Origin of the sequence: Achromobacter sp. K91 (assembly GCF_003576205.1) — a bacterium.
Taxonomy (GTDB): domain Bacteria; phylum Pseudomonadota; class Gammaproteobacteria; order Burkholderiales; family Burkholderiaceae_B; genus Achromobacter; species Achromobacter aegrifaciens.
The window spans coordinates 37,683-61,777 of sequence record NZ_QWFB01000030.1 but is presented as its reverse complement, the minus strand read 5'-3'; the positions used below and the strand labels follow the sequence as shown (position 1 = coordinate 61,777).

Sequence of the window (24,095 nt, the reverse complement as noted above, 5' to 3'; positions counted from 1 at the left end):
TTATTCAAGCGCCAGGAAGGTTACGCGCTCTTCTTCAGCGCCTGCACCTTGTCCGTGGCTTCCCACGAGAATTCCGGCTCGGAACGGCCGAAGTGGCCATAGGCCGCGGTCTTGGCGTAGATCGGGCGCAGCAGATCCAGCATGTTGACGATGCCCTTCGGACGCAGATCGAAGTGCTCGCGCACCAGCTTGGCGATCTGGTCGTCGGGGATGACGCCCGTGCCTTCCGTGTAGACGGTGATGTTGATGGGCTCGGCCACGCCGATGGCGTAGCTGACCTGCACCTGGCACTGGCGCGCCAGGCCGGCGGCCACAATGTTCTTGGCCACGTAGCGGGCGGCGTAGGCGGCCGAGCGGTCGACCTTGGAAGGATCCTTGCCCGAGAACGCGCCGCCGCCGTGCGGGCATGCGCCGCCGTAGGTGTCGACGATGATCTTGCGGCCGGTCAGGCCGCAATCGCCTTGCGGACCGCCGATGACGAAGCGGCCGGTCGGGTTGACCAGGAACTTCGTTTGCGGCGTGATCAGGCCTTCGGGGAAGCTGGGCTTGATGATGTCTTCGATCACCGCTTCGCGGATGGTCTCTTGCGAGACCTCGGGCGCGTGTTGGGTCGACAGCACAACGGTGTCGACTTCAGCCGGGCGGCCGTCGATGTACCGGAACGTCACCTGCGACTTGGCGTCGGGACGCAGCCACGGCAGACGGCCGTCCTTGCGCAGTTCGCTCTGGCGCTGCACCAGGCGGTGCGCGTACCAGATCGGGGCCGGCATCAGGTCGGGGGTTTCGTCGCAGGCATAGCCGAACATCAGGCCCTGGTCGCCCGCGCCCTGGTTCAGGTAGTCCTCGGAGCTGCGGTCCACGCCCTGGGCGATATCCGGCGACTGCTTGTCGTAGGCGACCAGCACCGCGCAGCCCTTGTAGTCGATGCCGTATTCGGTGTTGTCGTAGCCGATGCGGCGGATCGTGTCGCGCGCGACCTGGATGTAGTCGACGTTGGCGGTGGTGGTGATTTCGCCAGCCAGCACTACCAGACCAGTGTTGCAGAGGGTCTCGGCTGCGACGCGCGCATTCGGGTCCTGCGTGAAGATCGCGTCCAGGATCGAGTCGGAGATCTGGTCGGCAACCTTGTCGGGGTGCCCTTCGGAGACGGATTCGGAAGTAAAGAGAAAGTCGTTGTTGGCCACAGATGCGTCCTTGGTGGCCGGCGTTGCCGGCGCATAGGTTCACGAGGCGCGTTGCACCCCTGACCGCAAGACATACGCAAATCTGGGCGCGACGCTTTAGCGGATTTGGCAAGAGGCGCGCAAAGCGCTGTACCCTTGCCGTCGCCCCGCAAGTTGTCGGTTAACTCGGCGACTGCGCTATTTTAAGCGAAAATGCGGTTCTGCCGCCAAAGCTGGGGGACGTATGCATATAGCCCCAGACCCAGGCGCACTTTCTGTCCGTCCCATTTTTCTGCCGCATGCTGCTCTTCCTGTTCAGATCATTCGCCGCCCTGCCCCTTTCCGTCGCGCACGCCGTGGGGCGGCTGGCCGGGCGTGCGATCTACGCCTGGCCGGGCAAGTACCGCCGGCGGCTGCAGGCCAACGCGGCCCAGGCCGGCTACCCCGATCCGGCCTTCGCGCGACGCGCGGCGGGCGAAATCGGCGCCATGATCCTGGAGAGCCCGCGGGTCTGGTTCCGCAATGAACAAAGCCTGGCCCAGGTGATCTCGGACGACAACGACGTGGTCAGCGCGGCCCGCGCCGAGAACCGCGGCATCCTGTTCCTGACGCCGCATCTGGGCTGCTTCGAGATCACCGCGCGCTACCTGGCCCGCCAGATGCCCATGACCGTCATGTTCCGGCCGCCGCGCAAGGACGTCCTGGCCCCGCTGCTGGAAACCGCGCGCAACACCTCGGCCGTCAACGCCGTGCCGGCCACCATGCAGGGGGTGCGCGAATTCGTGCGCGCCCTGCGCCGCGGCGAATCCGTCGGCATGCTGCCCGACCAGGCGCCCAGCGTGGGCGACGGCGTCTGGGCGCCGTTCTTCGGGCGCATGGCCTACACCATGACGCTGCCCGGCAAGCTGGCCACGCAGACGGGCGTACCCATCATCCTGACCGCAGGCGAACGACTGCCGGGAGGCCGGGGCTGGCGCATCCACTATGTGCGCGTGCCCGAGCCGCTGCCCGCCGACGCCGCCGAGCAGGCCGCGCTGCTCAACGCCGCCATGGAAACGCTGATCCGCCGCTGCCCGGAGCAATACCTCTGGAGCTACAACCGCTACAAGACGCCGCGCGGCGCGCCGCCGGCTCCCGCCGCCGACGCTGCTACTCCGGCAAGCTGAACCGCCGCGCCCTGTCCGCTCCCTATTACCGACCATGACTGATTTCAAAACGCGCGCGCTGACATCCCTGTTGAAATGGTTCGGCCGCATCAAGCCGTCGACCCGGCAGCGCATCGGCGCAACCCTCGGCTGGCTGGCCCCGCGGCTGGCCAAGTCGCGCGCCCGCATCGTGCGCCGCAATCTGGAACTGTGCTTTCCCGACCAGCCGGAACACGTGCGCGAACAGTGGGTCGCGGACCATTTCCGCGCGCTGGCGCAATCCATCGTCGACCGCGGCGTGCTCTGGTACGGCACGCCCGAAGCCATCAAAGACATGGTTACGCAAACTGGCGCGGACCGCATCAACGCGCTGACCGCGCAGGGCCGCCCGGTCATCCTGCTGGCGCCCCATTTCATCGGGCTGGACGCGGCCGCGACGCGGCTCACCATGGAGGTGCCCAGCGCCGCCACCATGTACACGCCCCAAAGCGACCCCCAGGTCGACGCCATCGTGGCCGCCGGCCGCAAGCGCTTCAACGAGGTCTTTCTGGTCAGCCGCAAGGACGGCGTGCGCGACCTGATCCGCCACCTGCGTGAGCCCCGCCCCGTCTACTACCTGCCGGACATGGACTTCGGCCGCCAGGGCGCCACCTTCGCGCCGTTCTTCGGCGTGCCTGCGGCGACGTTGCTCGCCACCGCCCAGCTGGCCAAGAAATGGGATGCCGCCGTGCTGCCCATCCTGGACTTCTGGAACCCGGATACCGGGCGCTACCACGTCGAAGTGCTGCCGCCGCTGGCCGACTTCCCCGGGACCGAATCGCTGGAAGACGCCACCGCGCGCCTGAACCGCGAGCTGGAATCCTGGGTGCGCCGCTGCCCCAGCCAGTACTACTGGGTCCATCGCCGCTTCAAGACCCGTCCGCCGGGCGAACCCAAACTCTACTGAGTCCGCAGCTCGCGCCCCAATATGGGCGATAATTCAGTGATGAACTGGAACTTCACCAAAATGCATGGCGCGGGCAACGATTTCGTCGTGCTCGACGGGGTCCGCCAGACCATCGAAATGACGCCCGAGCGCGCCCGCGCCTTGGGCGACCGGCATTTCGGCATCGGCGCCGACCAGATCCTCCTGGTCGAACCCGCGACCCGGCCCGATGCCGATTTCCGTTACCGCATTTTCAATTCCGACGGCAGCGAGGTCGAGCACTGCGGCAATGGCGCGCGCTGCTTCGTGCGCTTCGTGCACGAGCAGGGCCTGTCCGACCGCAACCCGCTGCGCGCCGAAATCGCCACCGGCATCCTGGTGCTGGATCAGGGCGACGACGAGCAGGTCACCGTCGACATGGGCAGCACGCGCTTCGAGCCCGCCGCGCTGCCGTTCGACACCGCTGGCCTCGCCTCGCGGGTCGAAGGCCAGGACACGCTGTGGGAACTGGAACTGGACGCGCCCGCCGGCCTGCCGCGCACCGTTGCGCTGTCCGCCGTGGCGATTTCCAATCCGCACGCCGTGCAGGTGGTGGACGACGTCGACACCGCGCCCGTGTCCGTTCTCGGTCCCCTGATCGAAACCCATCCGCGCTTCCCGCGCCGCGTCAACGCCGGCTTCATGCAGATCGTGGATCGCAACAACATCCGCCTGCGCGTGTTCGAACGCGGCGCCGGCGAAACCCTGGCCTGCGGCACGGGCGCCTGCGCCGCCGTCGCGGCCGGCATCCGCCGCGGCCTGCTGGACTCGCCGGTGCGCGTGCAAGCGCGCGGCGGCGTGCTGACCGTCGCCTGGAACGGCGAGCAATTGCGCATGACCGGCCCTGCCGAGTCCGTCTTCACGGGGCAGGTCGATATCGACAAGCTCGTCTTCTCCATGGGGCTGAACCGATAAGCCATGACTGATACCGCTATTACCGCTCAGGACGTCGCTGATTTCCTGCAAGAGAACCCCGGCTTCTTCGACGATCACGCTGACGTCTTCGCCACGTTGCAGGTGCCGCATCCGCATGGCTCGCGCGCCATTTCGCTGGGCGAACGCCAGATCCTGACGCTGCGCGAGCGCAACCGCGAACTCGAATGGCGCCTGAACGAACTCGTGCGCAATGCCACCGCCAACGAAAGCATCGGCACCCATGTGGCCAAGTGGTGCTGCCGCCTGCTGTCCGAATGCGATCCGCAGCATGTACCAGGCGAAATCGCCCTGGGGCTGGCCGAACAATTCGAGCTGAACCATGTGGCGCTGCGCCTGTGGGACCTGTCGGAGCTACCCGCAACCGGCTACGGCGAACCCGTCACGCAGGACGTACGCACCTTTACCGACAGCCTGAAGACGCCGTACTGCGGCACCGACACCGAATTCGAAGCGGCAGGCTGGCTGGATGCCAAGCCCAAGTCGCTGGCGCTGGTGCCGCTGCGCCTGGAAGCGGACGGCCCCGCCGTCGGCCTGCTGGTGCTGGGTTCGGACGACGCCGAGCGCTTCACGCCTGAAATGGGCACGACCTTCCTGGAATCCATCGGCCAGCTGGCTTCCGCGGCGCTGCATCGCCTGAATCCGGCCTCGCCCAAGGCCTAGCGGTGACACGGGCGGACGCCATGCCGACAGCCACGCAAGCGCAAGACGCGGCCCCGCCCGATACTCCCCTGCCGGACGCCATGAGCGCCTGGCTGCGCCATCTGGAAACCAACCGGCGCTACTCGCCCCACACACTGGACGGCTATCGCCGCGAACTGCATTTCCTGCGCGAACTTGCCGAGCAGGCCAAGCTGCCGCTGGACAAGATCGGCAACGGCCACATCCGCCAGTTCGTGGCGCGCCTGCATGCCCAGGGCCGCGGGCCCCGCAGCCTGGCGCGCACGCTGGCGGCCTGGCGTGGCTTCTATCAATGGTGGGCCCCGGCCATCGAGCTGGCCGGCAATCCGGTGGCCGGCGTGCGCGCCCCCAAGGCGCCGCGCGGCCTGCCCAAGGCCCTGTCCGTGGAGCAGACCCAGGCCTTGCTGGACCGCGCGCCCGCGCAAGTGGCGAACGAACCCGCGGCGCTGCGCGACCAGGCCATGTTCGAACTGCTCTATTCCAGCGGCCTGCGGCTGTCGGAGCTGGTCGGGCTGGACCTGCGCTATGAACGCTCCGGCAATTACGAATCGCGCGGCTGGCTGAGCCTGGAAGAGGCCGAGGTCATCGTGCTGGGCAAGGGCGGCAAGCGCCGCTCGGTGCCGGTGGGCCAGGCGGCTCTGGCCGCCCTGCGCAAATGGATCGCGGCGCGCCCGCAGCTCACGCCCTTCACGGCGCAGCCCGAGGACGCAGCCGCGTTGTTCCTGGGCGCGCGCGGTCGGCGCATCTCGCCGCGCGTGGTGCAACTGCAGCTCGCGCGCATCGCGCAGCAGGCCGGCGTGCCCACGCACGTGCACCCGCACGTGCTGCGCCACAGCTTCGCCAGCCACGTGCTGCAATCCGCGCAGGACCTGCGCGCGGTGCAGGAAATGCTGGGCCACGCCAACATCTCCACCACGCAGATCTATACGCGGCTGGATTTCCAGCACCTGGCCCGCGCCTACGACCAGGCGCATCCTCGGGCCGGACGCAAATCCTGAACGCGTCGGGTCCGACGCATTCTGGTGAAACAGCTACGCAAATTCGCGCGACCGTTCCCTAGCCACCTCCCGCGATCACGCCGCCCAGCAGCATCACCCCCAGCAACAGCACCGCCAGTGCCGCCAGCGCTTCCACGCCATAGCGCAGGCGCGCCGCGCCAACACTGGACAGCCGGCTGCCGACGCGCGTGGCCGCGCCCCCGGCCGCAACCGCCAGGCACGCCAGCGCCGCCACCGTCAGTCCGGTACCCAGGCCCATCGCCAGGGCCGAGGCCACGCCGGCCAGAAAAAAGCCCTGCGCCAACGCGAACACCAGCACGATCAACGCGCCGCTGCACGGGCGCAAGCCCACGGCCAGAATCGCCGTTGCCGCGCGACGCCAGTTCAACGGGCCAGACACCTGCGCCGGCGCGGGCACATGTGCGTGGCCGCAGCCGCAATCGTGATCGTGATCGTGGTGATGATGGTGAGTGTGCTCATGTCCATGCCCATGGCCGTGCTCTGGCATCGACCCCGTAGACGCCCGTCCAGCACGGGTCCGCAACAGCGGACGAACCGCCTTGACCCACACCAGCCACATGCCCAACAAGGTCACCAGCGCATAGGAGCCGAGTTCCAGCCAGCGCGTCGCGTTGTTCATCGTGGCCGCGGTGGCGTTGAAGATCAGCGCCAGCACCGCCACCAGCGCAATCGCCACCAACGCCTGGATCAGCGCGGACGCCAGCGCCAGCAGCGCGCCGTTGCGCGCGGTCTGGCGGTTGGCCAGCACGTAGGAAGAGATCACGGCCTTGCCATGTCCCGGCCCCAGGGCATGGAATACGCCATAGGCAAAGGACAGGCCGATCAAGGCCCAGGCCGCGCCGCCTTCGGCCTGCCAGGCGCGCACCGCGCCCGTCAGCTGCCGGTAGAAATGGCTTTGCCAGACCGACACCTGACCAAAGAAGCCGGCCAGCCAGCCCGGCCCGCCCACGCCCGCCCCGCTCTCCGGCACGCCGAAGGGATGCGCGCCCTGGGCCGCGGCCGCACCCGCGCCGCCCAGCAGCAGCACGGCCAGCAGCGCGAGCATTACCCGCAACGCACCTCGATGCGGTGCGTCAGCCCCTTGGTGATCGCAAAAAGCTCGTCCGGCAAGGCGTCCGGGTCGGCCGGGATCGCGGCCAATTGCTGCATGGTTTTCCAATCCAGTTCCTTGGGCTTGCGGTAGGCGGACGTGCAGGTCTTGGCGCCCTGTCCGCCCAGCGATACCGCGCCGCTCTCATCGAAGGCGTAGGCCACGAAATAGGTGGGATCGTAGATGTCCACCTGCGCGCCGCCTGCGTCCGGCGCCACTGGCGTGGCCAGCGGCAAAGTGAAGGACAGCGTCAGCCGCGTGGTCTTTGGGTTCCAGTCGACGCGCGCATCTTGCGGGGCCGCGAAAGCCAAGGTCTTGCCGTCCACGGTGACGCGGGTGAAGTAGTGCGAGATCGGTTCGCCCAACGCCTGCATCCAGTCCCGCGCCATGCCCTGCAGGATCTCGGGCGACAGCGAACCGTCCTTGCCCTTCTTCAATCCCTGCGTGGCGTAGGCGCCGAACATCTCGTCAAACAGCCAGACCTGCCGCACCGCCGTGATGCGCTGCTGTCCATCGATATCGATCGCCGCGCGGGCATCGATCCACATATGCGGGTGCGCGCTGGCGGCGCCTGCCGCCAGCAGCATCGCCGCCGCGGTCAGGGCTGCATGGCCGCGGCGAGCTGACGTGCGTTCCATTCAAACATTTCCAGGTAGGTGGCGCCGGGCTGTCCGGGCTTGGACAGGGCGTCGGAATAAAGCGTACCACCCACCTTGGCCCCGGTTTCGCGGGAGATCTGCTGGACCAGCTTGGGGCTGCTGATGTTCTCCACGAATACCGCAGGCACACGCTCGCGCTTGACCTGTTCGATGATGCGGGCCACCTCGCCTGCGGCGGGTTCCGCATCCGTCGACACGCCCATCACGGGAATGAACGCCACGCCGTAGGCATCGCCGAAATAACCGAAGGCGTCATGGGAAGTCACGATCTTGCGGCGCTCGGCCGGAATCGCGGCAAAGGTCTTGCGGACCTGCGCGTCCAGCGCCTGCAGGCGCGCGATATAGGCTTGCGCGCGCTGGCGGTAGGCGTCGGCATGCGCGGGATCGGCGGCAGCCAACCCTTCGGCCACATTGCGGGCGTAGATGACGCCATTGGCCAGGTTCTGCCATGCGTGCGGATCGGCGCCGCCGTGATGGTGATGACCATGATCATGGCCATGGCCATGGTCGTGGTCGTGGTCGTGGTCGTGGTCGTGCCCATCATCATGCCCGCCGCTCGCGAACGTGCGCGTCTTCACGCCCTGGGACGCGACCACGGTAGCGCCGGCAAAACCCGACGCCTTCGCCAGGCGCGGCATCCAGGTCTCGAAATCCAGGCCGTTGACGAACAGCACGCGCGCGGCAGCCAGCTTCTTCGCATCGCCCGGCGTCGGCTCATATTCGTGCGCGTCGCCATCGGGCCCCACCAGCGTGGCCACGCTGACGTCGGCGCCGCCCACTTCCCGCACGATGTCGCCCAGGATGGAAAAGCTGGCCACGGCCTTCAACGGTTCGGCGGCCTGCGCGGTTCCGAACAGCGCCGACAGGCACAGGCCGGCCGTGGCGAACAGCGCGCGGCGGCGCGCCAGGGAATGGAAACGCATGGCGTATCTCCTATTGGATGAGTCAGGCGCGGCGCATGCGGCGTCGCGCCGGCAGCAGCCCGCCTTGCGGGCCGCCCACGATGGAAAACAGATAAAAGGCGCCGGCCGCCAGGATGATCGCGGGCGAGGCCGGCACATTGAAGTGGTACGAAATGAGCAGACCGGTCGTCGAGGCTGTCACGCCCAGTCCCGCGGCCAGCGGGATCTGGCGGGCGGCAGAACGGACCCAGAAGCGCGCGGCGGCGGCCGGCAGCATCATGATGCCGACCACCATCAACGTGCCCAGCACCTGAAAGCCCGCCACCAGGTTCACCACCACCAGCACCAGGAAAGCCATGTGGACCCAGCCTCCGCCGCCGCCGCTGGCGCGCAGGAAACCCGGGTCCAGGCATTCGGCCACCAGCAGCCGGTAGATCGCGGCCAACGCCAGGAGGGTCACGCTGGCCGTGGCCGTCACCAGCAGCAATGCCGCGTCGTCCAGCCCCAGCACCGTGCCGAACAACACGTGCAGCAGATCCATATTGGAGCCGCGCAGGGACACCAGCAGCACGCCCAGCCCCAGCGATATCAAATAGAACGCGGCAAAGCTGGCGTCCTCGCGCAGCGGCGTCATGCGCGCCACCAATCCCGCCAGCAACGCCACGGCCAGCCCCGTGACGATGCCGCCCAGCATCATTGCGCCCAGCGACAGTCCGGCCAACAGAAAGCCCGCCGCCACGCCAGGCAGGATGGCATGCGACATGGCATCGCCCATCAGGCTCATGCGCCGCAGCACCAGGAACACGCCCAGCGGCGCCGCGCCCAGCGACAGGGCGCAGGCGCCGGCCAGCGCGCGTCGCATGAAACCGTAATCCAGGAAGGGCGACGCCACCCATTGCGCCAGGCTCATGCGCGGACCTCCGCCAACCACTGCCGCGCCCGCTTCAGATGCGCGTCGTTCAGCGTGTGCTCGGTGTCTCCCCAGGCCACCACCGAACCGGACAGCAGCAGGCATTCGGGGAAATGGTCGCGCACCAGATCCAGGTCATGCAGCACCGCAATCACGGTGCGGCCCTGGCCATGCAGGCCGCAAAGCAGGGCCATCAGGTCGTCCGCCGTGTGGCTGTCCACGGCGGCGAAGGGTTCATCCAGCAGCAGCACGGGCGCGTCCTGCACCAGCATCCTCGCGAACAGCGCCCGCTGCATCTGCCCGCCCGACAGCGCGTCCACGCCGCGTCCGGCCGCGTCGGCCATGCCCACGGTCTCCAGCGCGTCCATGCAGCGCTCGAGCTCCTGGTTCGCATATCTGCGCCATCCCCCCACTCGGCGCCAGGCGCCCATTGCCACCAGGTCCAGCACCGACACCGGGAACGAACGGTCCAGCTCCGCGGCCTGGGGCAGCCAGGCCAGTTCCGAACGGCCCGCGCCGCTGATGCGCACGCTGCCGGCCATGGGACGCAGCACACCCATGATGCCCTTGATCAGCGTGGACTTTCCCGCTCCGTTGGGACCCACCACGGCGGTCATGCCGCCCGCGGCGAAACGCCCCGACACCGATTTGAGCGCGGCGTGCCCATGCCAACCGAAGGACGCGTCGTCCAGCTCGATGGTGACCGGCGCGTTCATCGCACCCACCAATCCAGCGCCCAACCGGTCAAGGCCCACAAGGCCGCCGCAGCGACCACGGCCGCGGCCATGCGGCGCCAGGCGGAGACCAGGAAGGCGGAACGCGGCGGGAGTGTTTGCCGCGGCGCGGCGCCGGGCCGCCGGGGCAAAAGCGTGAAATGGGACATGGAAAGAATGCGGAGGCAAATAGCGGCTACAGCCAGTTTTATTATGTTATATCATAACTAAACGGCTTGATTCCACGGCGTTCGCCCGCATCTGGATGTTTTCTGCTACCTTCCAGGCATCTCGCGCGCATCGCGCGCGTTTTCCATAGAGATAAAGCCAGCCATGTCCGCACCGCCCCGCACCCCTCGCAGCGATACCGTCGGCGCCCAGCTCAGCGTCGCCGAAGCGCTGTGCGAGCAGCGCGGGCGCCGCCTCACCCCCATCCGCCGCAAGGTGCTGGAACTGCTGCTGCGCCATGGCCGCAGCCTGAAGGCCTATGAATTGCTGGATGCAATGCGCGCCGTGCATCCGGGCGCCGCGCCCCCGACCGTGTACCGCGCCCTGGACTTCCTGATGGACGAGGGCCTGATCCACCGCCTGGACGCCGTCAACGCCTGGAGCGCCTGCCACGACGCGGGCGGCGCGCCCCACGACCTGCTGGTCGTCTGTACGGGCTGCGGCGCAGTCGCGGAAGTGTCCGACCCTGCCATGAGCCGCCAACTGGCCGAACGCGTCGCCCAGACCGGCTATGCCCTGGCCACCCACGAAACCGAAATCCGCGCGCTGTGCCCCCAATGCCAGCAGAAGCAGCCCGCCGCGGACGCCGGCCACGGCCACCACCATCATTAAGAACTAGTGCTGGCGGGCAGCCCGCCCGCGGTTCTCCGCCATCGGCAGCAAGCCCGTACAGGCCGTTTCATCCGGATGCGCGCATCGCGCTCTTGAAATCGGGCAAACCGCCCCCAAATAGTGGTATCGCCCGATACTTGACGGCGTACGGACGCCATCTGGATGGCTACGGCCCCAGGGTTGACCCTGGGTTTGCCCCCTGCCCCCGACTGTGCTGTAATCCTGCGTCCGGCCGCTGCAGGCGGCCCACGCAGCCTGCGGCAAACACCCTCCGGCAAAGACTGGGAAACCCCGTCCAAACGTCGCAAGACGGCGTTGCAAGACAGGGTTGCGATCCCCGCCGAGAGTTCCTGTTTAACGCCTTGACTTCACGCTAGCAGCTTCGCCATGAACACCCCGCGCAGTTTGGACAAAATGGTTCCCGTCACCATCCTCACCGGCTTTCTCGGTGCGGGCAAGACCACCCTGCTCAAACGCATCCTGACCGAATACCATGGCCGCCGCGTGGCGGTCATCGAAAACGAGTTCGGGCCGGAAAGCATCGACAACGACCTGCTGGTGCAGGACCGCGACGAAGAAATCATCGAGCTGTCCAACGGTTGCGTCTGCTGCACGGTGCGCGGCGACCTGATGCGCACGCTGGGCGAACTGCGCGCCAAGCGCGAAGCCGGCGAACTGTCTTTCGAACGCGTCATCATCGAAACGACCGGCATGGCCAACCCCGGCCCCGTCTGCCAGACGTTCTTCATGGATGACGACATTGCCGAGTACTACCGCCTGGACGCGGTGGTCACGGTGGTCGACGCCAAGCACGGCATGGCCACCCTTGACGCCCAGCCCGAAGCCCAGAAGCAAGTCGGTTTCGCCGACCGCATCCTGATCTCCAAGCGCGACCTGGTCAACGAAGTCGACTACGAAGCGCTGCGCCACCGCCTGGTTCACATGAACCCGCGCGCGCCGATCACGCCGGTCAACTTCGGCGAAGTCGACCTGAAGTCCATCATCGACATCAGCGGCTTCAACCTGAATTCCATTCTGGACATCGACCCGGATTTCCTGGCCGATGAGCACCCCGACGCCGCCCATGACCACGGCCACGATCACGACCATGGGCATGACCATGGCCACGATCATGACCATGATCACGAAGGCGACTGCGGGGCGCATTGCAATCATGCCCACCATCATCACCACCACCAGCACGACGACGAAATCGGCGCGTTCGTGTTCCGTTCCAACAAGCCGTTCGATCCCGCGCGCCTTGAGGAATTCCTGGGCGGCGTGGTGCAGGTCTATGGCCCCGACCTGATGCGCTACAAGGGCATCCTGTACATGAAGGGCATCAACCGCCGCATGTTGTTCCAGGGTGTGCACATGATGATGGGCGCCGAACCCGGCAAGCCGTGGACCGCAGCCGAAAAACCGTCCACCAAGATGGTTTTCATCGGCCGTAAGCTGCCCCAGGAGATTTTCACCCGGGGCTTGGAGCAGTGCCTGGCGGGGTAATCCCCCTTCCTGACGTGACGTGATGCGACGAAGGCAGTACTGTGAGGTACGAATAGCGTAGGCAACAAGTAATACGGACCGGGAATGAACGCCCGCGCCAGGATCGATTCATAGTGGAGTGTTTTCATGGCTACCAAGGCAGCAACCAAGAAATCAAGCAAGTCGACGAGCGATACGGCGATTGATCTGCCCAGCGAGAAGGAATTGCTGGCCATGCCCGAGTCCGACTATATGAACGAACGCCAGCTGGCTTTCTTCAAGGAACGGCTCAAACAACTCGAGCAGGACATCCTGGCCAACGCCGGCGAAACCACCGAGCACCTGCGCGAAACGCAGTTCGTGCCCGATCCCGCCGACCGCGCCACGATCGAGGAAGAACACGCCCTGGAGCTGCGCACCCGCGACCGCGAGCGCAAGCTGCTGAAAAAGGTGCAACAGTCCATCGCCCGCATCGACAGCGGCGAATACGGCTGGTGTGAGGAAACCGGCGAACCCATCGGCATCCCGCGCCTCTTGGCCCGCCCCACGGCCACCCTGTCGCTCGAAGCGCAGGAACGCCGCGAGATGCGCCAGAAGCTCTACGGCGACTGATCCGTCCCGTATTCAAGCCCTACGCTGAAAGGCTATGCTGGTTTCCAGCATGGCCTTTTTTCTTGGGCCGGCACGCAAAGGGGACGCAACCGTCCCGCCTTGATTTCCCCAGAACCGCCCCCAGCTAATCCCTTCATAGGAAGGAACGCATGGAACAATTTCACGCCACCACCATCGTGTGCGTGCGCCGCGGCAACCGCGTCGCACTGGGCGGCGATGGCCAGGTCACCCTGGGCAACATCGTCATCAAGGGCACGGCCCGCAAGATCCGCCGCCTGTACCACGACAAGATTCTGGCCGGCTTTGCCGGCGCCACCGCCGACGCGTTCACCCTGCAGGAACGCTTCGAGGCCAAGCTGGAAAAACACCAGGGCAACCTGATGCGCGCCGCGGTCGAACTGACCCGCGACTGGCGCACCGACCGCGTCCTGCGCCGCCTGGAAGCCATGCTGATCGTGGCCGACGCCGAGCACACGCTGGTGTTGACTGGCAACGGCGACGTGCTCGAGCCGGAACACGGCCTGGCGGCCATCGGCTCTGGCGGCGCCTATGCGCAGTCGGCCGCGCTGGCGCTGCTGCGCAACACCGAGCTTTCGCCGGAAGCCGTCGTCAAGCAATCGCTGGAAATCGCCGGCGACCTCTGCATCTACACCAACCAGAACCACGTCATCGAAACGCTGGGCGACTGACGCCCGCCACGCGGCGCGCCTGTCGCGCCGCGGCCGCCACCCCAGCCCGCCCTAGCTTCAAGGATCCGCCCTCATGTCCGCATCCAACATGACGCCCGGAGAGATCGTCTCCGAACTCGACAAGTACATCGTCGGCCAGAACCGCGCCAAGCGCGCCGTGGCCGTGGCGCTGCGCAACCGCTGGCGCCGCCAGCAGGTCGCCGAACCCCTGCGCCACGAGATCCACCCCAAGAACATCCTCATGATCGGCCCCACCGGCGTGGGCAAGACCGAAATCGCGCGCCGCCTGGCCAAGCTGGCCAACGCGCCCTTCATCAAGATCGAAGCCACCAAGTTCACCGAAGTGGGCTATGTGGGCCGCGACGTCGACACCATCATCCGCGACCTGACCGAATACTCGATCAAGCAGACCCGCGAACTGGAAATGCGCCGCGTGCGCACCCAGGCAGAAGACGCCGCCGAAGACCGCATCCTGGACGCCCTGGTGCCGCCCCCGCGCGGCGCCTCCGGCGAGCCGGAACGCGGCGAAGACAACAGCGCCCGCCAGACCTTCCGCAAGCGCCTGCGCGAAGGCAAGATCGATGACCTGGAAATCGAAATCGAAGTCGCCCAGGCCGTGCCGCAAATGGACGTCATGACGCCCCCCGGCATGGAAGAAATGGCCGAGCAGCTGCGCGGCATGTTCGCCGGCATGGCCCGCGACAAGAAGAAGCCCAAGAAGATGAAGGTGCGCGAAGCCTTCAAGCTGATCGTCGACGAAGAAGCCGCCAAGCGCGTCAACGAAGAAGACCTGCGCACCGTGGCGATCAACAACGTCGAGCAGAACGGCATCGTCTTCCTGGACGAAATCGACAAGATCGCGGCCCGCCAGGAATCCGGTGGCGCGGACGTCTCGCGCCAAGGCGTGCAGCGCGACCTGCTGCCGCTGGTCGAAGGCACCACCGTCAACACGCGCTACGGCATGGTCCGCACCGACCACATCCTGTTCATCGCGTCCGGCGCCTTCCACCTGTCGCGCCCCTCGGACCTGATCCCTGAACTGCAGGGCCGTTTCCCGATCCGCGTCGAACTGGAATCGCTGACCGCCGAGGACTTCGTGCGCATCTTGTCCGACACGGACGCCTCGCTGACCAAGCAGTACACGGCGCTGATGGCCACCGAGGACCTGCAGCTGGAGTTCACGGAAGAAGGCGTGCGCCGCCTGGCGGAGCTCGCCTACGAGGTCAACGAAACCACCGAGAATATCGGCGCCCGCCGCCTGTATACGGTAATGGAGAAGCTGCTGGACGAACTGTCCTTCGACGCGACCTCCAGCAGCGACAAGCATGTGAAGATCGACGCCGCCTACGTCAACGCGCAGTTGGCCGAAGCCGCCAGCAGCCAGGATCTGGCGCGCTACGTGCTGTAAACCGCGGGCGCGCCTTGCGCGCCGCCAGCAAAACGCCGTCCGCAGCCTGGCGCTGCGCACGGCGTTTTCTTTTGACCAGCAGGCCCGCTGCGCCGCCCGGCGTGCGCGCGGCGCCATCCCGGCGACGCTAGTTGCTGATCGCCGTCACGATGTACTTGCCGTCCTTGCGGACCGCCGTGAAGCGCACCTTGTCGCCCGCCTTGATCTTGGCCAGCAGCGCCGGATCCGCTTCATAGACCAGCGTCATCGCGGGCAGGTCCAGCGCCTTGATGGCGTCGTGCTTGATCGTGACCTTGCCGCCCGCGGGGTCCACCCGCCGCACTTCCCCGCTGGCATCGGCCTGCTGCGCGAACGCCAGCGGCGCGGCCAGCGTGACGACGGCCACGGCTGCCGCGGCGGCCATGGGTATTGCATACTTGCGGTCAAAAATCATGCAGATATCCTCCGATTGCAGGGAAAGCACGGAACCGGCGTCCCCGCTTTCCACAGTGCTAGGATACCGCCCTTGTGCAACAGTTCCTTCGCCCGGACGCAACAATTCTGACAGTTGATTGCGGAACCCGCGACGCGCCCCCCCATGTTTCATGGCTGGACGCAAAACCCATACCTTTCGTCACTCATTTCAGGAGCCCCCATGGCCAATCGCTTATCCGTCATCGCCACCCGCACGGGAGACGACGGCACCACGGGCCTGGGGGACGGATCACGCACGCCCAAAGACGCCCCGCGCATCGCGGCCATCGGCGACGTCGACGAACTGAACAGCGTGATCGGCGTACTGCTGACCGAAGACCTGCCCGCCGAGATATCCGCGGATCTGCTGGCCATCCAGCACGACCTGTTCGACATGGGCGCGGAACTCTGCATCCCTGGCCATACCGCGCTCACGGACGACCACATCGCCCGCCTGGACGCGCGCCTGGCCCACTACAACGCGGCGCTGCCGCCCCTGCGCGAATTCATCCTGCCCGGCGGTTCGCGCGGTTCGGCGCAGGCGCACATGGCGCGCACGGTCTGCCGCCGGGCCGAGCGGGCCGTGGTGGCGCTGGCCCGGGTCGAACCGGTGAACCCGCCCGTGCGGCAGTATCTGAACCGGCTGTCGGATCTGCTCTTTGTCCTGGCGCGTTGCGTTAATCGGGCGCGGGGGACGGCTGATGTGTTCTGGGCCAGCCCTAATGCGCGTAAGGCCACGTAACTCATGAGATGAAATGCAAGATGAAGTACCGGCCATCGGCGCTGGCGAACCTTGGAACGTCTCTATTTCACCGCACGGTTTGTTTCATTTTTTAGGTTGAGCTAAAGCACTTGCGGCATAATTGAGGGTTAATTAGCGGGTTTGCGTGCACGCTCAAGGCTCAAGGACTACATAAGAATGAGTATCATTGTTACCGGCGGGGCAGGGTTTATCGGCTCCAATTTTGTACTCGACTGGTTCCAGGAAAGCAGTGAACCGGTCGTGACATTGGACAAACTCACCTACGCGGGCAACCCCGAAAACCTTGCTTCGCTCAAAGACAATGTCGCTCACAAGCTGGTCCAGGGCGACATCGGAGACTTTGAGCTGGTCAGCCGCCTTCTGGCTGAACACACGCCCCGCGCCGTTCTGAATTTTGCCGCTGAATCACATGTCGACCGTTCGATTCATGGCCCCGGCGAATTTATCCAGACCAACATCGTGGGCACCTTCCACCTGCTCGAAGCCGTGCGCGCATATTGGAACGGCTTGCCAGACGATGAGCGCGCCGCGTTCCGCTTCCTGCATGTGTCCACCGACGAAGTTTACGGCTCCCTGCAAAAAGACGATCCCGCCTTCAGCGAGACCAACCGCTACGAACCCAATAGCCCGTACTCGGCCAGCAAGGCTGCAAGCGACCACTTGGTGCGTGCCTACCACCATACCTACGGTTTGCCGGTACTGACCACCAATTGCTCGAACAACTACGGCCCCTATCACTTCCCCGAGAAGTTGATTCCGCTGGTCATCCACAACGCCCTCGCCGGCAAACCGCTGCCAATATATGGGGACGGTCAGCAAATCCGTGACTGGCTGTATGTGAAGGACCATTGTGCAGCGATACGCCGCGTCCTTGCCGCTGGACAGCTGGGCGAAACTTATAATGTGGGCGGCTGGAACGAAAAGACCAACCTGGAAGTCGTCCGCACCCTCTGCGCCTTGCTGGACGAACTCAGCCCTCGGGCTGATGGCCAGCCTTATAAGAATCAGATAACGTTCGTGAAGGACCGGCCCGGCCACGATCAACGCTACGCCATCGACGCCTCGCGTCTTGAGCGCGAGTTGGGCTGGAAACCTGCGGAGACCTTCGAAACCGGCATCCGCAAGACCGTAATGTGGTATTTGGAGAACCAGCAATGGGTGGCCGGTATCACCAGCGGCACCTATCGCGACTGGATCAGCACGCAATACGCAACCTGACGCACCGGCGTTCGCATAACCACGACACACCGCGCACCGCCCATCACGATAAGTCGAGTTTCCGCATTGCCAATTAGCCAACAACCTATCCGCACGGACGAGCAGGTGAATGAGCGGATTGCCATCCTTCTGTGCACGTACCAGGGTGAAACGTACCTGCCAGAGCAACTGGACTCATTCGCTGCACAGACTCATTCCGACTGGATCGTCTGGGCATCCGATGATGGCTCTTCCGACGCCACGCCACGGGTGCTTGAGGACTACCAACGCCGCTGGGCGTGCGGCCGACTGATGATACTCGCCGGCCCGCGCAAGGGCTTCGTTACGAATTTCATGTCGTTGCTGTGCAACCCCGGACTGGCCGCCGATTATTACGCGCTTTCCGACCAAGACGATATCTGGCACGCTGACAAACTGCAGCGGGCCGCAGATTGGCTGCGCCAAATACCCGAAGATGTGCCGGCGCTCTACTGTACGCGCACCGAACTCATAGACGAAGCGGGCCATTCGCTCGGTTATTCGCCGTTGTTCAAACGACCGCCTTCTTTTGCTAATGCACTTGTACAGAATGTAGCGGGCGGCAATACGATGGTAATCAATAATGCGGCGCGCGCCTTGCTGCTAGAGGCCGGCGCCGACCTCGATGTCGTCGCCCATGACTGGTGGATATACATCGCCATCAGCGCCTGTGGCGGTCGTGTTTACTATGACAGCCAACCGTCACTAAAGTATCGTCAGCATGGCGGCAACCTCATCGGCGCCAATACTGGATTGTTTGCACGGCTGCAAAGGATCCGGCTGTTGTTCCGCGGTCGTTTGAAGACCTGGACCGACCAACATATCGTTGGGCTGGGGCCGTTGCTACCCAGGCTGACGCCTGTCAACCGCAAGATCTATGAGCGTTTTGTCAAAGCTCGCCAACGCAGCCTTCTGCCCCGCATTGTCGGACTCAAATGCTCAGGCGTCTATCGCCAGACGGCCTTGGGAAACCTGGGGTTGCTGGCTGCAGCAATATCCAACCGGATTTGAAGATAGCCATGAAAATTCTACTGCTTGGCAAAGACGGCCAAGTTGGCCATGAGTTGCGGCGAACGTTGCTGACGCTCGGCGACGTCCATGCCTCTGGTCGCGCAGACGCCAACTTTGAAGATCCTGACGGCCTGCGCCGCCTGCTGGAAGCACAGACGCCTGACATCATCGTCAATGCCGCGGCCTACACCGCGGTGGACAAGGCCGAAACGCATCAAGATGTCGCCCGCCAGATCAACGCCGACGCAGTGGCGGTGCTTGCCCGCTACGCTCAGGCAAAGCAGGCATTACTGGTGCATTACTCCACGGATTATGTCTTCGACGGCACCAAAAGCGGTCCCTACGACGTAGATGATCAGACCAACCCGCAAAGCGTGTATGGCAGCACCAAGTTGGCAGGCGAATCGGCCATCCTGGCGAGCGGCTGCAATGCCCTGGTGTTACGCACCAGTTGGGTGTTCTCGGCGCATGGCGGCAATTTCATCAAGACGATTCTCCGTCTAGCCAAGGAGCGCGATGCATTGAGTATCGTTGCGGACCAGCATGGCGCTCCGACTTCTGCCGAACTCATTGCTGATGTCACGGCACTGGCCATCGCAGGGTGGCTGCAGGGCCGCCTGGCCTGCGGCATTTATCATCTGACCGCTTCCGGCGACACGACATGGCACGGTTTGGCATCGCATGTCGTGGATCGCGCGTGGCGCAATGGTGTGAAGCTAAAGACCGACCGCGACCACATCAAACCCATTACGACCGAGGAGTATCCGGTCCCGGCTGTCCGACCCAAGAACTCTAGGCTGAACACCAGCGCATTGGCGTCCCCCTTGAAACTACAGTTACCTCACTGGACGGTCCACGTCGACCGCACAGTGGACCAACTTACGTCAACGGAACTTTCGACATGAAACGCAAAGGTATCATCCTGGCTGGGGGGTCCGGTACCCGGCTGCACCCAGCCACCCTGGCAATCAGCAAGCAATTACTGCCGGTTTTTGACAAACCGATGATTTACTACCCCTTAAGTACCCTGATGCTCTCGGGGATTCGGGACATTCTCATTATTTCGACCCCCCAGGACACTCCCCGCTTCCAGCAGCTGCTCGGCGACGGGTCGCAGTGGGGCCTGGCTCTCCAGTATGCCGTCCAGCCGTCCCCCGATGGCCTGGCTCAGGCCTTTCTCATCGGAGAATCATTCCTCGGCAATGACCTGTCCGCACTCGTTCTTGGGGACAATATCTTTTACGGCCATGACTTCCACCAGCTACTGGCCAATGCCGACGCCCGCGCCGACGGCGCCAGCGTGTTCGCCTATCACGTACACGACCCCGAACGCTATGGTGTGGCGGAATTCGACAACAGCGGGACTGTCCTGTCTCTCGAAGAAAAGCCGGCCAAACCTAAATCCAACTACGCGGTCACGGGCCTGTATTTCTACGACAAGGACGTAGTCGAAATCGCCAAGCAAATCAAGCCATCGGCCCGCGGCGAACTCGAGATTACCGATCTGAATCGAGTCTACCTCGGCCAAGGCAAACTGAATGTCGAAATCATGGGCCGCGGCTATGCCTGGCTCGATACCGGCACCCACGAATCGTTGCTCGAAGCCAGCCAGTTCATCTCCACCCTAGAGAACCGCCAAGGCTTGAAAGTCTCGTGCCCGGAAGAAATCGCATTCCGCAATGGATGGATTACGCCCGAACAGCTGGAGACATTAGCGGAACCGTTAGCCAAGAACGGCTACGGCAAGTATCTGCAACGCTTGCTCGTCGAGAAAGTTTACTAAGCAAAGCTGGGGCTGCAACCGACTTGGCTGCTGCCCCGGATAACCAAGGCCGACCTTCGCTTAACAAGCGGAGACGGCCAAGCGCCCCGTCTGTTTAGCGCCGTGGAGCTTGCGGGCTGGTCGCTGCATACCCGCCCTCAAGTTTGGCATCGGCGGTTCCCGCCGCCGCAGCCTGTGCTGACCCGGAACGCAATTTAAAACGAAGCCGTGCATCATCGAGTCGACGCGCAAAACGGTGACCAAAGTTCAGGCTAGGCTTTTCCAGCAAATGCCAAGATAGCGCAGCTAGCAAAAGCGCAAGCGGCATTGCAATTGCCGTCACGGCAATCGCCGTAGGCCGCACTTGGAAATCCACCAAGATGGAATACGCGATTTGCTGGCTGGGCCATCCGTAAAGATAGACGCCGTAGGAATAGTCATGCGTGATCGGTAGGCGCTTGATCAAAGGGCCTAGTGTGGCCAACCACATCGCGACAGCTATTGAGAGGCCGAAAATTACAAAACGCTTTAAATCCACGAAGCCAGCCTTGTGCGCCCAGAGCATCAATACGGCAAAGAAGATGATCATCGCGACAGGGCGGAACTCGATCTTGTCTTCGAGGACGTAAAAGAGCCCCCCAATTAGAAAAATGATGGAAAACGCGGGGTAAGCCGGCGTGCCATAGAGCGCTGGGTTATTACCCAGCAGCGGCACCTTATCAGGAATGAGCGCAAGACATAGGATCAAGAACAAAAACACCAAACATTGCATGCCCTTGTCTTTCATCAGACCCAATAGCGAAAGCACTCCTAAAGCAAGATACAGGCGCAATTCCAGCGTAATGGACCATAACGATCCATTCAACGCCTTTTCTGGGTGAGTTTCAAATATCCCTGGCACAAAATACAGATTCCAAACGCCCAGAGAGTTTGTAATAAAATAATTTAGCGCATCCTTGCTAGCCAAGATTTCGCTGAAATTCGCCCCACCAAACATCCAAGAAAAAACATAGGGCACTAAGAAACAACATAGTATCAATGCGGGATAAATCCGCATCACGCGTTTGACTGCGTAACCACCAATACTGCGACTGCTGTCCAGACTTTTGGTAATCAACGCTCCACTAATAAAAAAGAACACTACTACGCTTAGCTCACCAGCATGAGTCACCCCAGACTTCCGGGCGACCCATTCCGCCTGACCTGTAAATGCGTAGCTGTGGGCATAGATAACCAAGAGCGCGGCGAGCAAACGCACCGCATTAAAGTTATTCGATTTAGGTAATAAGACGCTAGACATGACGTTCCTTATCGACGGCCCCTATTAGGCGCCAATCCTCTTCATCTTGACAAGCCAGATACGCTCATGACCACTGCGGCCATGACAAGGAACAATGCCTTCCACTCGGAGGCGCGCCGCTTCCGCGAACCGCTCGATTTTCTGACGACTGATTTCGTCGTTGGCGTCCAGATCTGCCGTACCGAGCGCCAACACGAAGCTCTGACGCGGCATCAATTCTGGATCTGTATTTAGTCTCTCCTTCATCCTTTCCAGCGTTGGCGCTTCAAACATGGCCAGCCTTGGCCCGATGGCGGTAAGGGCACCCATCCAATAGCCCCATTGCGGAAACAAGAGGGTAGTATCGCGTGGCTCAGTGGCTAATTGTGTAATGGCGACGTTAATAGCCTCGGTGTACATCCCCGCGCCGCCCTCCTGCACCAACCTATCCCCAAACTTGCGGGTCAAGGAAAAGTTGAAAGCGAGCATCGCAACGCACAACAATGCAAATGCAAGATTCGCCGCAGGGCGCAAACCGCTAGACCTCCCCTCATCCGTGCTCGCACTTCCCGCCCCGGATGCCGGCCACGCCAGAGCCAGCATTACATAGGCCAAGGGAAGCAGCATTATGTAATGCTGAAGGCTCAGCGGCGTACCCACGGTGATCCCCAGCGCGATATGGCTGATGAAAACCACCAAGATGGCGTCCCCGAGCATTACCCGCTTCGGTGCGGCTGCCACAACGTGGTCAACGGCCGCCCCACGCGGCCACAGCCGAAAACATAGCCAAAGAACCGGACCGGTAGCCAGCACGACCGCACCGATAGTCTTGCTTATCGGGCCAACTCGCGCACCGGCAAAGATCATGTCTTCGATGGTGGATCCGGCTCGCAAGAACAAAATACGATCAATCACGGTATGCCATCGCTCGGAAAAACTCTGCGTAGCGTTAACCACTCCATACATGCTTTGCAGCCCGCGTAGCTGATCCAGATAGCCATGCAAGCCCATGTTCAGAATAATCGAGAGGTGGGCGTAAACATATGGCAGCCAGCCAATCACCGTTCCCAACACCAACGCAGTGACCATGCGCCAATTCCAAGAACGTCGAATCTGAAAAGCCATGGCCAATACGATCGCCGCAGCATAGAAGGCGAAAACGAAATAGCAATAGGCTGCAAAACCCAGGAATATTCCCGCCCACCAATAGCGAGCGCTGGATCGCCTAGCTGCGGTCGCATCGATATGCCACTGGGCAAGCAGCCCAAGCGCTAGAAAGAAAAATATGAGGGGAACCAACTGCAGATAGTACTGCGTCCTCCAGGAAAAAAGGAATGTCGGATCGATTGCCAGCACACACGCCACGAGTGCGATGGCTAACCTCGGGGTTTGCCATTTACGCAAGCACCACATCAAACAAACAAGAAGGACGATTCCCAAGAGAACGTGATATATCCGAAATTGCGGTATTCCATACCCTAGAGCCGAGAAGAAGGCCATCGCCGGATAAGCAGCAAAATTCCCTCCGTAGAGGGAATTCAATAAAGGGAAATTTCTGAAAAGATAGTTATCTGGATATGTCCACGATGGCGCCGGAATGTCCCCTCGCAGCATGTAGGCAGCATGGTAATCCGGATTTGCGGCATCCATATAGATGCCCGGCAACATCAAGTCTTTCAGCCCGAGAATTGCGAAAAGCAATATCGGAGCTAGATAAATCCAATTACCTTTAAAATGATTTTTCATATTTTCTGTGATGCCGCTTGCCAAGGCGCAAGCGGGACTCAAAGATGGCATCGAAAGTCTAATCGACCAGTATAGCGTAGGACGTCCAAGTCCGGTACACCAAAACAGCGCCATCCGGGTACAATAAAGTATGTACGGCGCGCTAGCCGTGACACGGTCGGGCTCGGGCCCACCGTCCTCCTCCCTCAACGCCGCTGGTGCTCGTTCGACATTCGATGAAACGCTTCTTAGGATTTGCTATCTTTTCGGGAGTTGGCTGGTTATGTGATTTACTCACCTTCACCATACTAGTCAAATTGACCGGCCTTCCTGCTTTTTGGGGTAATCTTGCGTCTTCCTATGTCGGAATAACATTCGTCTGGTTTACCTCCTTAAAGTCGGTATTCCATATCGACTCGCGCTCGCGAGGTAGATTCCTACTTGTATATTGGGCTTACCAACTAGCGTCCATCCTTTTCTATTCCAAGGCACTTTCGCTTCTAAGCATCGGCATATCCGATTACCGCGCCTTCACGACATATAGCGACCCCGGATCTCTCGGCATAATTGCAAAGATAATAATCACACCAATCAATCTTTTCACGAACTTTATTTTTATGAAGCTGCTTACCAAGCGTATGCCGGCGCACTAA

The 24,095-nt window shown here is 63.0% G+C and carries 25 protein-coding genes; 16 read left to right on the top strand and 9 right to left on the bottom strand.

Going from position 1 to position 24,095, the window contains the following annotated elements:
* Positions 1-20 precede the first annotated feature (20 nt).
* Positions 21-1,184: a methionine adenosyltransferase gene (metK, locus tag DXK93_RS11845; RefSeq protein ID WP_059374170.1), complete on the bottom strand. Its 1,164-nt coding sequence runs from the start codon at positions 1,182-1,184 to the stop codon at positions 21-23.
* Positions 1,185-1,462: 278 nt separating this feature from the next.
* On the opposite strand from metK, the gene DXK93_RS11840 reads away from it, so the two are divergent.
* From DXK93_RS11840 to xerC, 5 genes are read left to right on the top strand one after another with little or no spacing between them, the layout of a single operon-like run.
* A complete protein-coding gene (locus DXK93_RS11840; RefSeq protein ID WP_054457024.1) occupies positions 1,463-2,329 on the top strand; it encodes a lysophospholipid acyltransferase family protein in 867 nt (288 codons plus the stop codon).
* 34 nt (positions 2,330-2,363) lie between these two features.
* Entirely contained in the window at positions 2,364-3,254 is an 891-nt protein-coding gene (locus tag DXK93_RS11835; RefSeq protein WP_054457026.1) for a lysophospholipid acyltransferase family protein, read from the top strand.
* Positions 3,255-3,275: 21 nt separating this feature from the next.
* Positions 3,276-4,187, top strand: a complete 912-nt coding sequence (dapF, locus tag DXK93_RS11830) for a diaminopimelate epimerase (protein WP_119450154.1) — start codon at positions 3,276-3,278, stop codon at positions 4,185-4,187.
* A 3-nt stretch (positions 4,188-4,190) separates the two neighbouring features.
* Positions 4,191-4,868 carry a DUF484 family protein gene (locus DXK93_RS11825; RefSeq protein ID WP_054457030.1) on the top strand — a complete coding sequence of 226 codons (678 nt, stop codon included), beginning with the start codon at positions 4,191-4,193 and terminating at the stop codon, positions 4,866-4,868.
* 20 nt (positions 4,869-4,888) lie between these two features.
* Positions 4,889-5,884 carry a tyrosine recombinase XerC gene (gene xerC, locus DXK93_RS11820; RefSeq protein ID WP_054457032.1) on the top strand — a complete coding sequence of 332 codons (996 nt, stop codon included), beginning with the start codon at positions 4,889-4,891 and terminating at the stop codon, positions 5,882-5,884.
* 58 nt (positions 5,885-5,942) lie between these two features.
* Here the strand turns inward: xerC and DXK93_RS11815 are convergent, their stop codons facing one another.
* Genes DXK93_RS11815 through DXK93_RS11795 form a run of 5 tightly spaced genes read right to left on the bottom strand, consistent with a single transcriptional unit; the run spans position 5,943 to position 10,182 of the window.
* Positions 5,943-6,950, bottom strand: coding sequence for a nickel/cobalt transporter (locus tag DXK93_RS11815; protein WP_119450153.1), 1,008 nt, complete (start codon positions 6,948-6,950; stop codon positions 5,943-5,945).
* Complete coding sequence (locus tag DXK93_RS11810; protein ID WP_054457036.1) at positions 6,950-7,633, bottom strand: DUF1007 family protein; 684 nt, start codon at positions 7,631-7,633, stop codon at positions 6,950-6,952. The genes DXK93_RS11815 and DXK93_RS11810 overlap by 1 nt, the downstream gene beginning before the upstream one ends.
* Positions 7,594-8,577: a metal ABC transporter substrate-binding protein gene (locus DXK93_RS11805; RefSeq protein WP_119450152.1), complete on the bottom strand. Its 984-nt coding sequence runs from the start codon at positions 8,575-8,577 to the stop codon at positions 7,594-7,596. Before DXK93_RS11805 ends, DXK93_RS11810 begins: the two co-directional genes overlap by 40 nt.
* Before the next feature lie 22 nt (positions 8,578-8,599).
* Entirely contained in the window at positions 8,600-9,466 is an 867-nt protein-coding gene (locus tag DXK93_RS11800) for a metal ABC transporter permease (protein WP_054457039.1), read from the bottom strand.
* Positions 9,463-10,182 (bottom strand): metal ABC transporter ATP-binding protein, encoded by a 720-nt coding sequence (locus DXK93_RS11795; RefSeq protein ID WP_119450151.1) that lies wholly within the window; start codon positions 10,180-10,182, stop codon positions 9,463-9,465. Before DXK93_RS11795 ends, DXK93_RS11800 begins: the two co-directional genes overlap by 4 nt.
* A 330-nt stretch (positions 10,183-10,512) precedes the next feature.
* On the opposite strand from DXK93_RS11795, the gene DXK93_RS11790 reads away from it, so the two are divergent.
* From DXK93_RS11790 to hslU, 5 genes are all read left to right on the top strand, one after another.
* A complete protein-coding gene (locus DXK93_RS11790; protein WP_013396835.1) occupies positions 10,513-11,019 on the top strand; it encodes a Fur family transcriptional regulator in 507 nt (168 codons plus the stop codon).
* Positions 11,020-11,406: 387 nt separating this feature from the next.
* The gene (locus DXK93_RS11785; RefSeq protein WP_054457043.1) at positions 11,407-12,525 is read left to right on the top strand and encodes a GTP-binding protein; all 1,119 of its coding nucleotides are present in this window, start codon (positions 11,407-11,409) and stop codon (positions 12,523-12,525) included.
* Between the two features lie 126 nt (positions 12,526-12,651).
* Positions 12,652-13,116 (top strand): RNA polymerase-binding protein DksA, encoded by a 465-nt coding sequence (gene dksA / locus DXK93_RS11780; protein WP_006389752.1) that lies wholly within the window; start codon positions 12,652-12,654, stop codon positions 13,114-13,116.
* Positions 13,117-13,265: 149 nt separating this feature from the next.
* Positions 13,266-13,805, top strand: coding sequence for an ATP-dependent protease subunit HslV (gene hslV, locus DXK93_RS11775; RefSeq protein ID WP_013396837.1), 540 nt, complete (start codon positions 13,266-13,268; stop codon positions 13,803-13,805).
* A gap of 73 nt (positions 13,806-13,878) precedes the next feature.
* Positions 13,879-15,213 (top strand): ATP-dependent protease ATPase subunit HslU, encoded by a 1,335-nt coding sequence (hslU, locus tag DXK93_RS11770; protein WP_054457045.1) that lies wholly within the window; start codon positions 13,879-13,881, stop codon positions 15,211-15,213.
* A 127-nt stretch (positions 15,214-15,340) separates the two neighbouring features.
* Here the strand turns inward: hslU and DXK93_RS11765 are convergent, their stop codons facing one another.
* Complete coding sequence (locus tag DXK93_RS11765; protein WP_054457046.1) at positions 15,341-15,646, bottom strand: copper-binding protein; 306 nt, start codon at positions 15,644-15,646, stop codon at positions 15,341-15,343.
* Positions 15,647-15,847: 201 nt separating this feature from the next.
* Here DXK93_RS11765 and DXK93_RS11760 point away from each other — a divergent pair, with 201 nt between their 5' ends.
* From DXK93_RS11760 to rfbA, 5 genes are all read left to right on the top strand, one after another.
* Complete coding sequence (locus DXK93_RS11760) at positions 15,848-16,408, top strand: cob(I)yrinic acid a,c-diamide adenosyltransferase (RefSeq protein WP_119450150.1); 561 nt, start codon at positions 15,848-15,850, stop codon at positions 16,406-16,408.
* 177 nt (positions 16,409-16,585) lie between these two features.
* A complete protein-coding gene (gene rfbB / locus DXK93_RS11755; protein WP_119450149.1) occupies positions 16,586-17,647 on the top strand; it encodes a dTDP-glucose 4,6-dehydratase in 1,062 nt (353 codons plus the stop codon).
* Positions 17,648-17,713: 66 nt separating this feature from the next.
* Positions 17,714-18,676: a glycosyltransferase family 2 protein gene (locus DXK93_RS11750; protein WP_233564545.1), complete on the top strand. Its 963-nt coding sequence runs from the start codon at positions 17,714-17,716 to the stop codon at positions 18,674-18,676.
* 8 nt (positions 18,677-18,684) lie between these two features.
* The gene (gene rfbD, locus DXK93_RS11745) at positions 18,685-19,581 is read left to right on the top strand and encodes a dTDP-4-dehydrorhamnose reductase (RefSeq protein ID WP_119450148.1); all 897 of its coding nucleotides are present in this window, start codon (positions 18,685-18,687) and stop codon (positions 19,579-19,581) included.
* Positions 19,578-20,459 carry a glucose-1-phosphate thymidylyltransferase RfbA gene (rfbA, locus tag DXK93_RS11740; RefSeq protein WP_119450147.1) on the top strand — a complete coding sequence of 294 codons (882 nt, stop codon included), beginning with the start codon at positions 19,578-19,580 and terminating at the stop codon, positions 20,457-20,459. The genes rfbD and rfbA overlap by 4 nt, the downstream gene beginning before the upstream one ends.
* 94 nt (positions 20,460-20,553) lie before the next feature.
* Here the strand turns inward: rfbA and DXK93_RS11735 are convergent, their stop codons facing one another.
* Both DXK93_RS11735 and DXK93_RS11730 read right to left on the bottom strand, forming a co-directional pair.
* On the bottom strand, positions 20,554-21,738 hold the full coding sequence (locus tag DXK93_RS11735; protein ID WP_119450146.1) for an acyltransferase: 1,185 nt from the start codon (positions 21,736-21,738) through the stop codon (positions 20,554-20,556).
* A 24-nt stretch (positions 21,739-21,762) separates the two neighbouring features.
* Positions 21,763-23,487: a hypothetical protein gene (locus tag DXK93_RS11730; protein ID WP_147400238.1), complete on the bottom strand. Its 1,725-nt coding sequence runs from the start codon at positions 23,485-23,487 to the stop codon at positions 21,763-21,765.
* 191 nt (positions 23,488-23,678) lie between these two features.
* Here DXK93_RS11730 and DXK93_RS32615 point away from each other — a divergent pair, with 191 nt between their 5' ends.
* Positions 23,679-24,095 (top strand): GtrA family protein, encoded by a 417-nt coding sequence (locus DXK93_RS32615; protein WP_119450144.1) that lies wholly within the window; start codon positions 23,679-23,681, stop codon positions 24,093-24,095.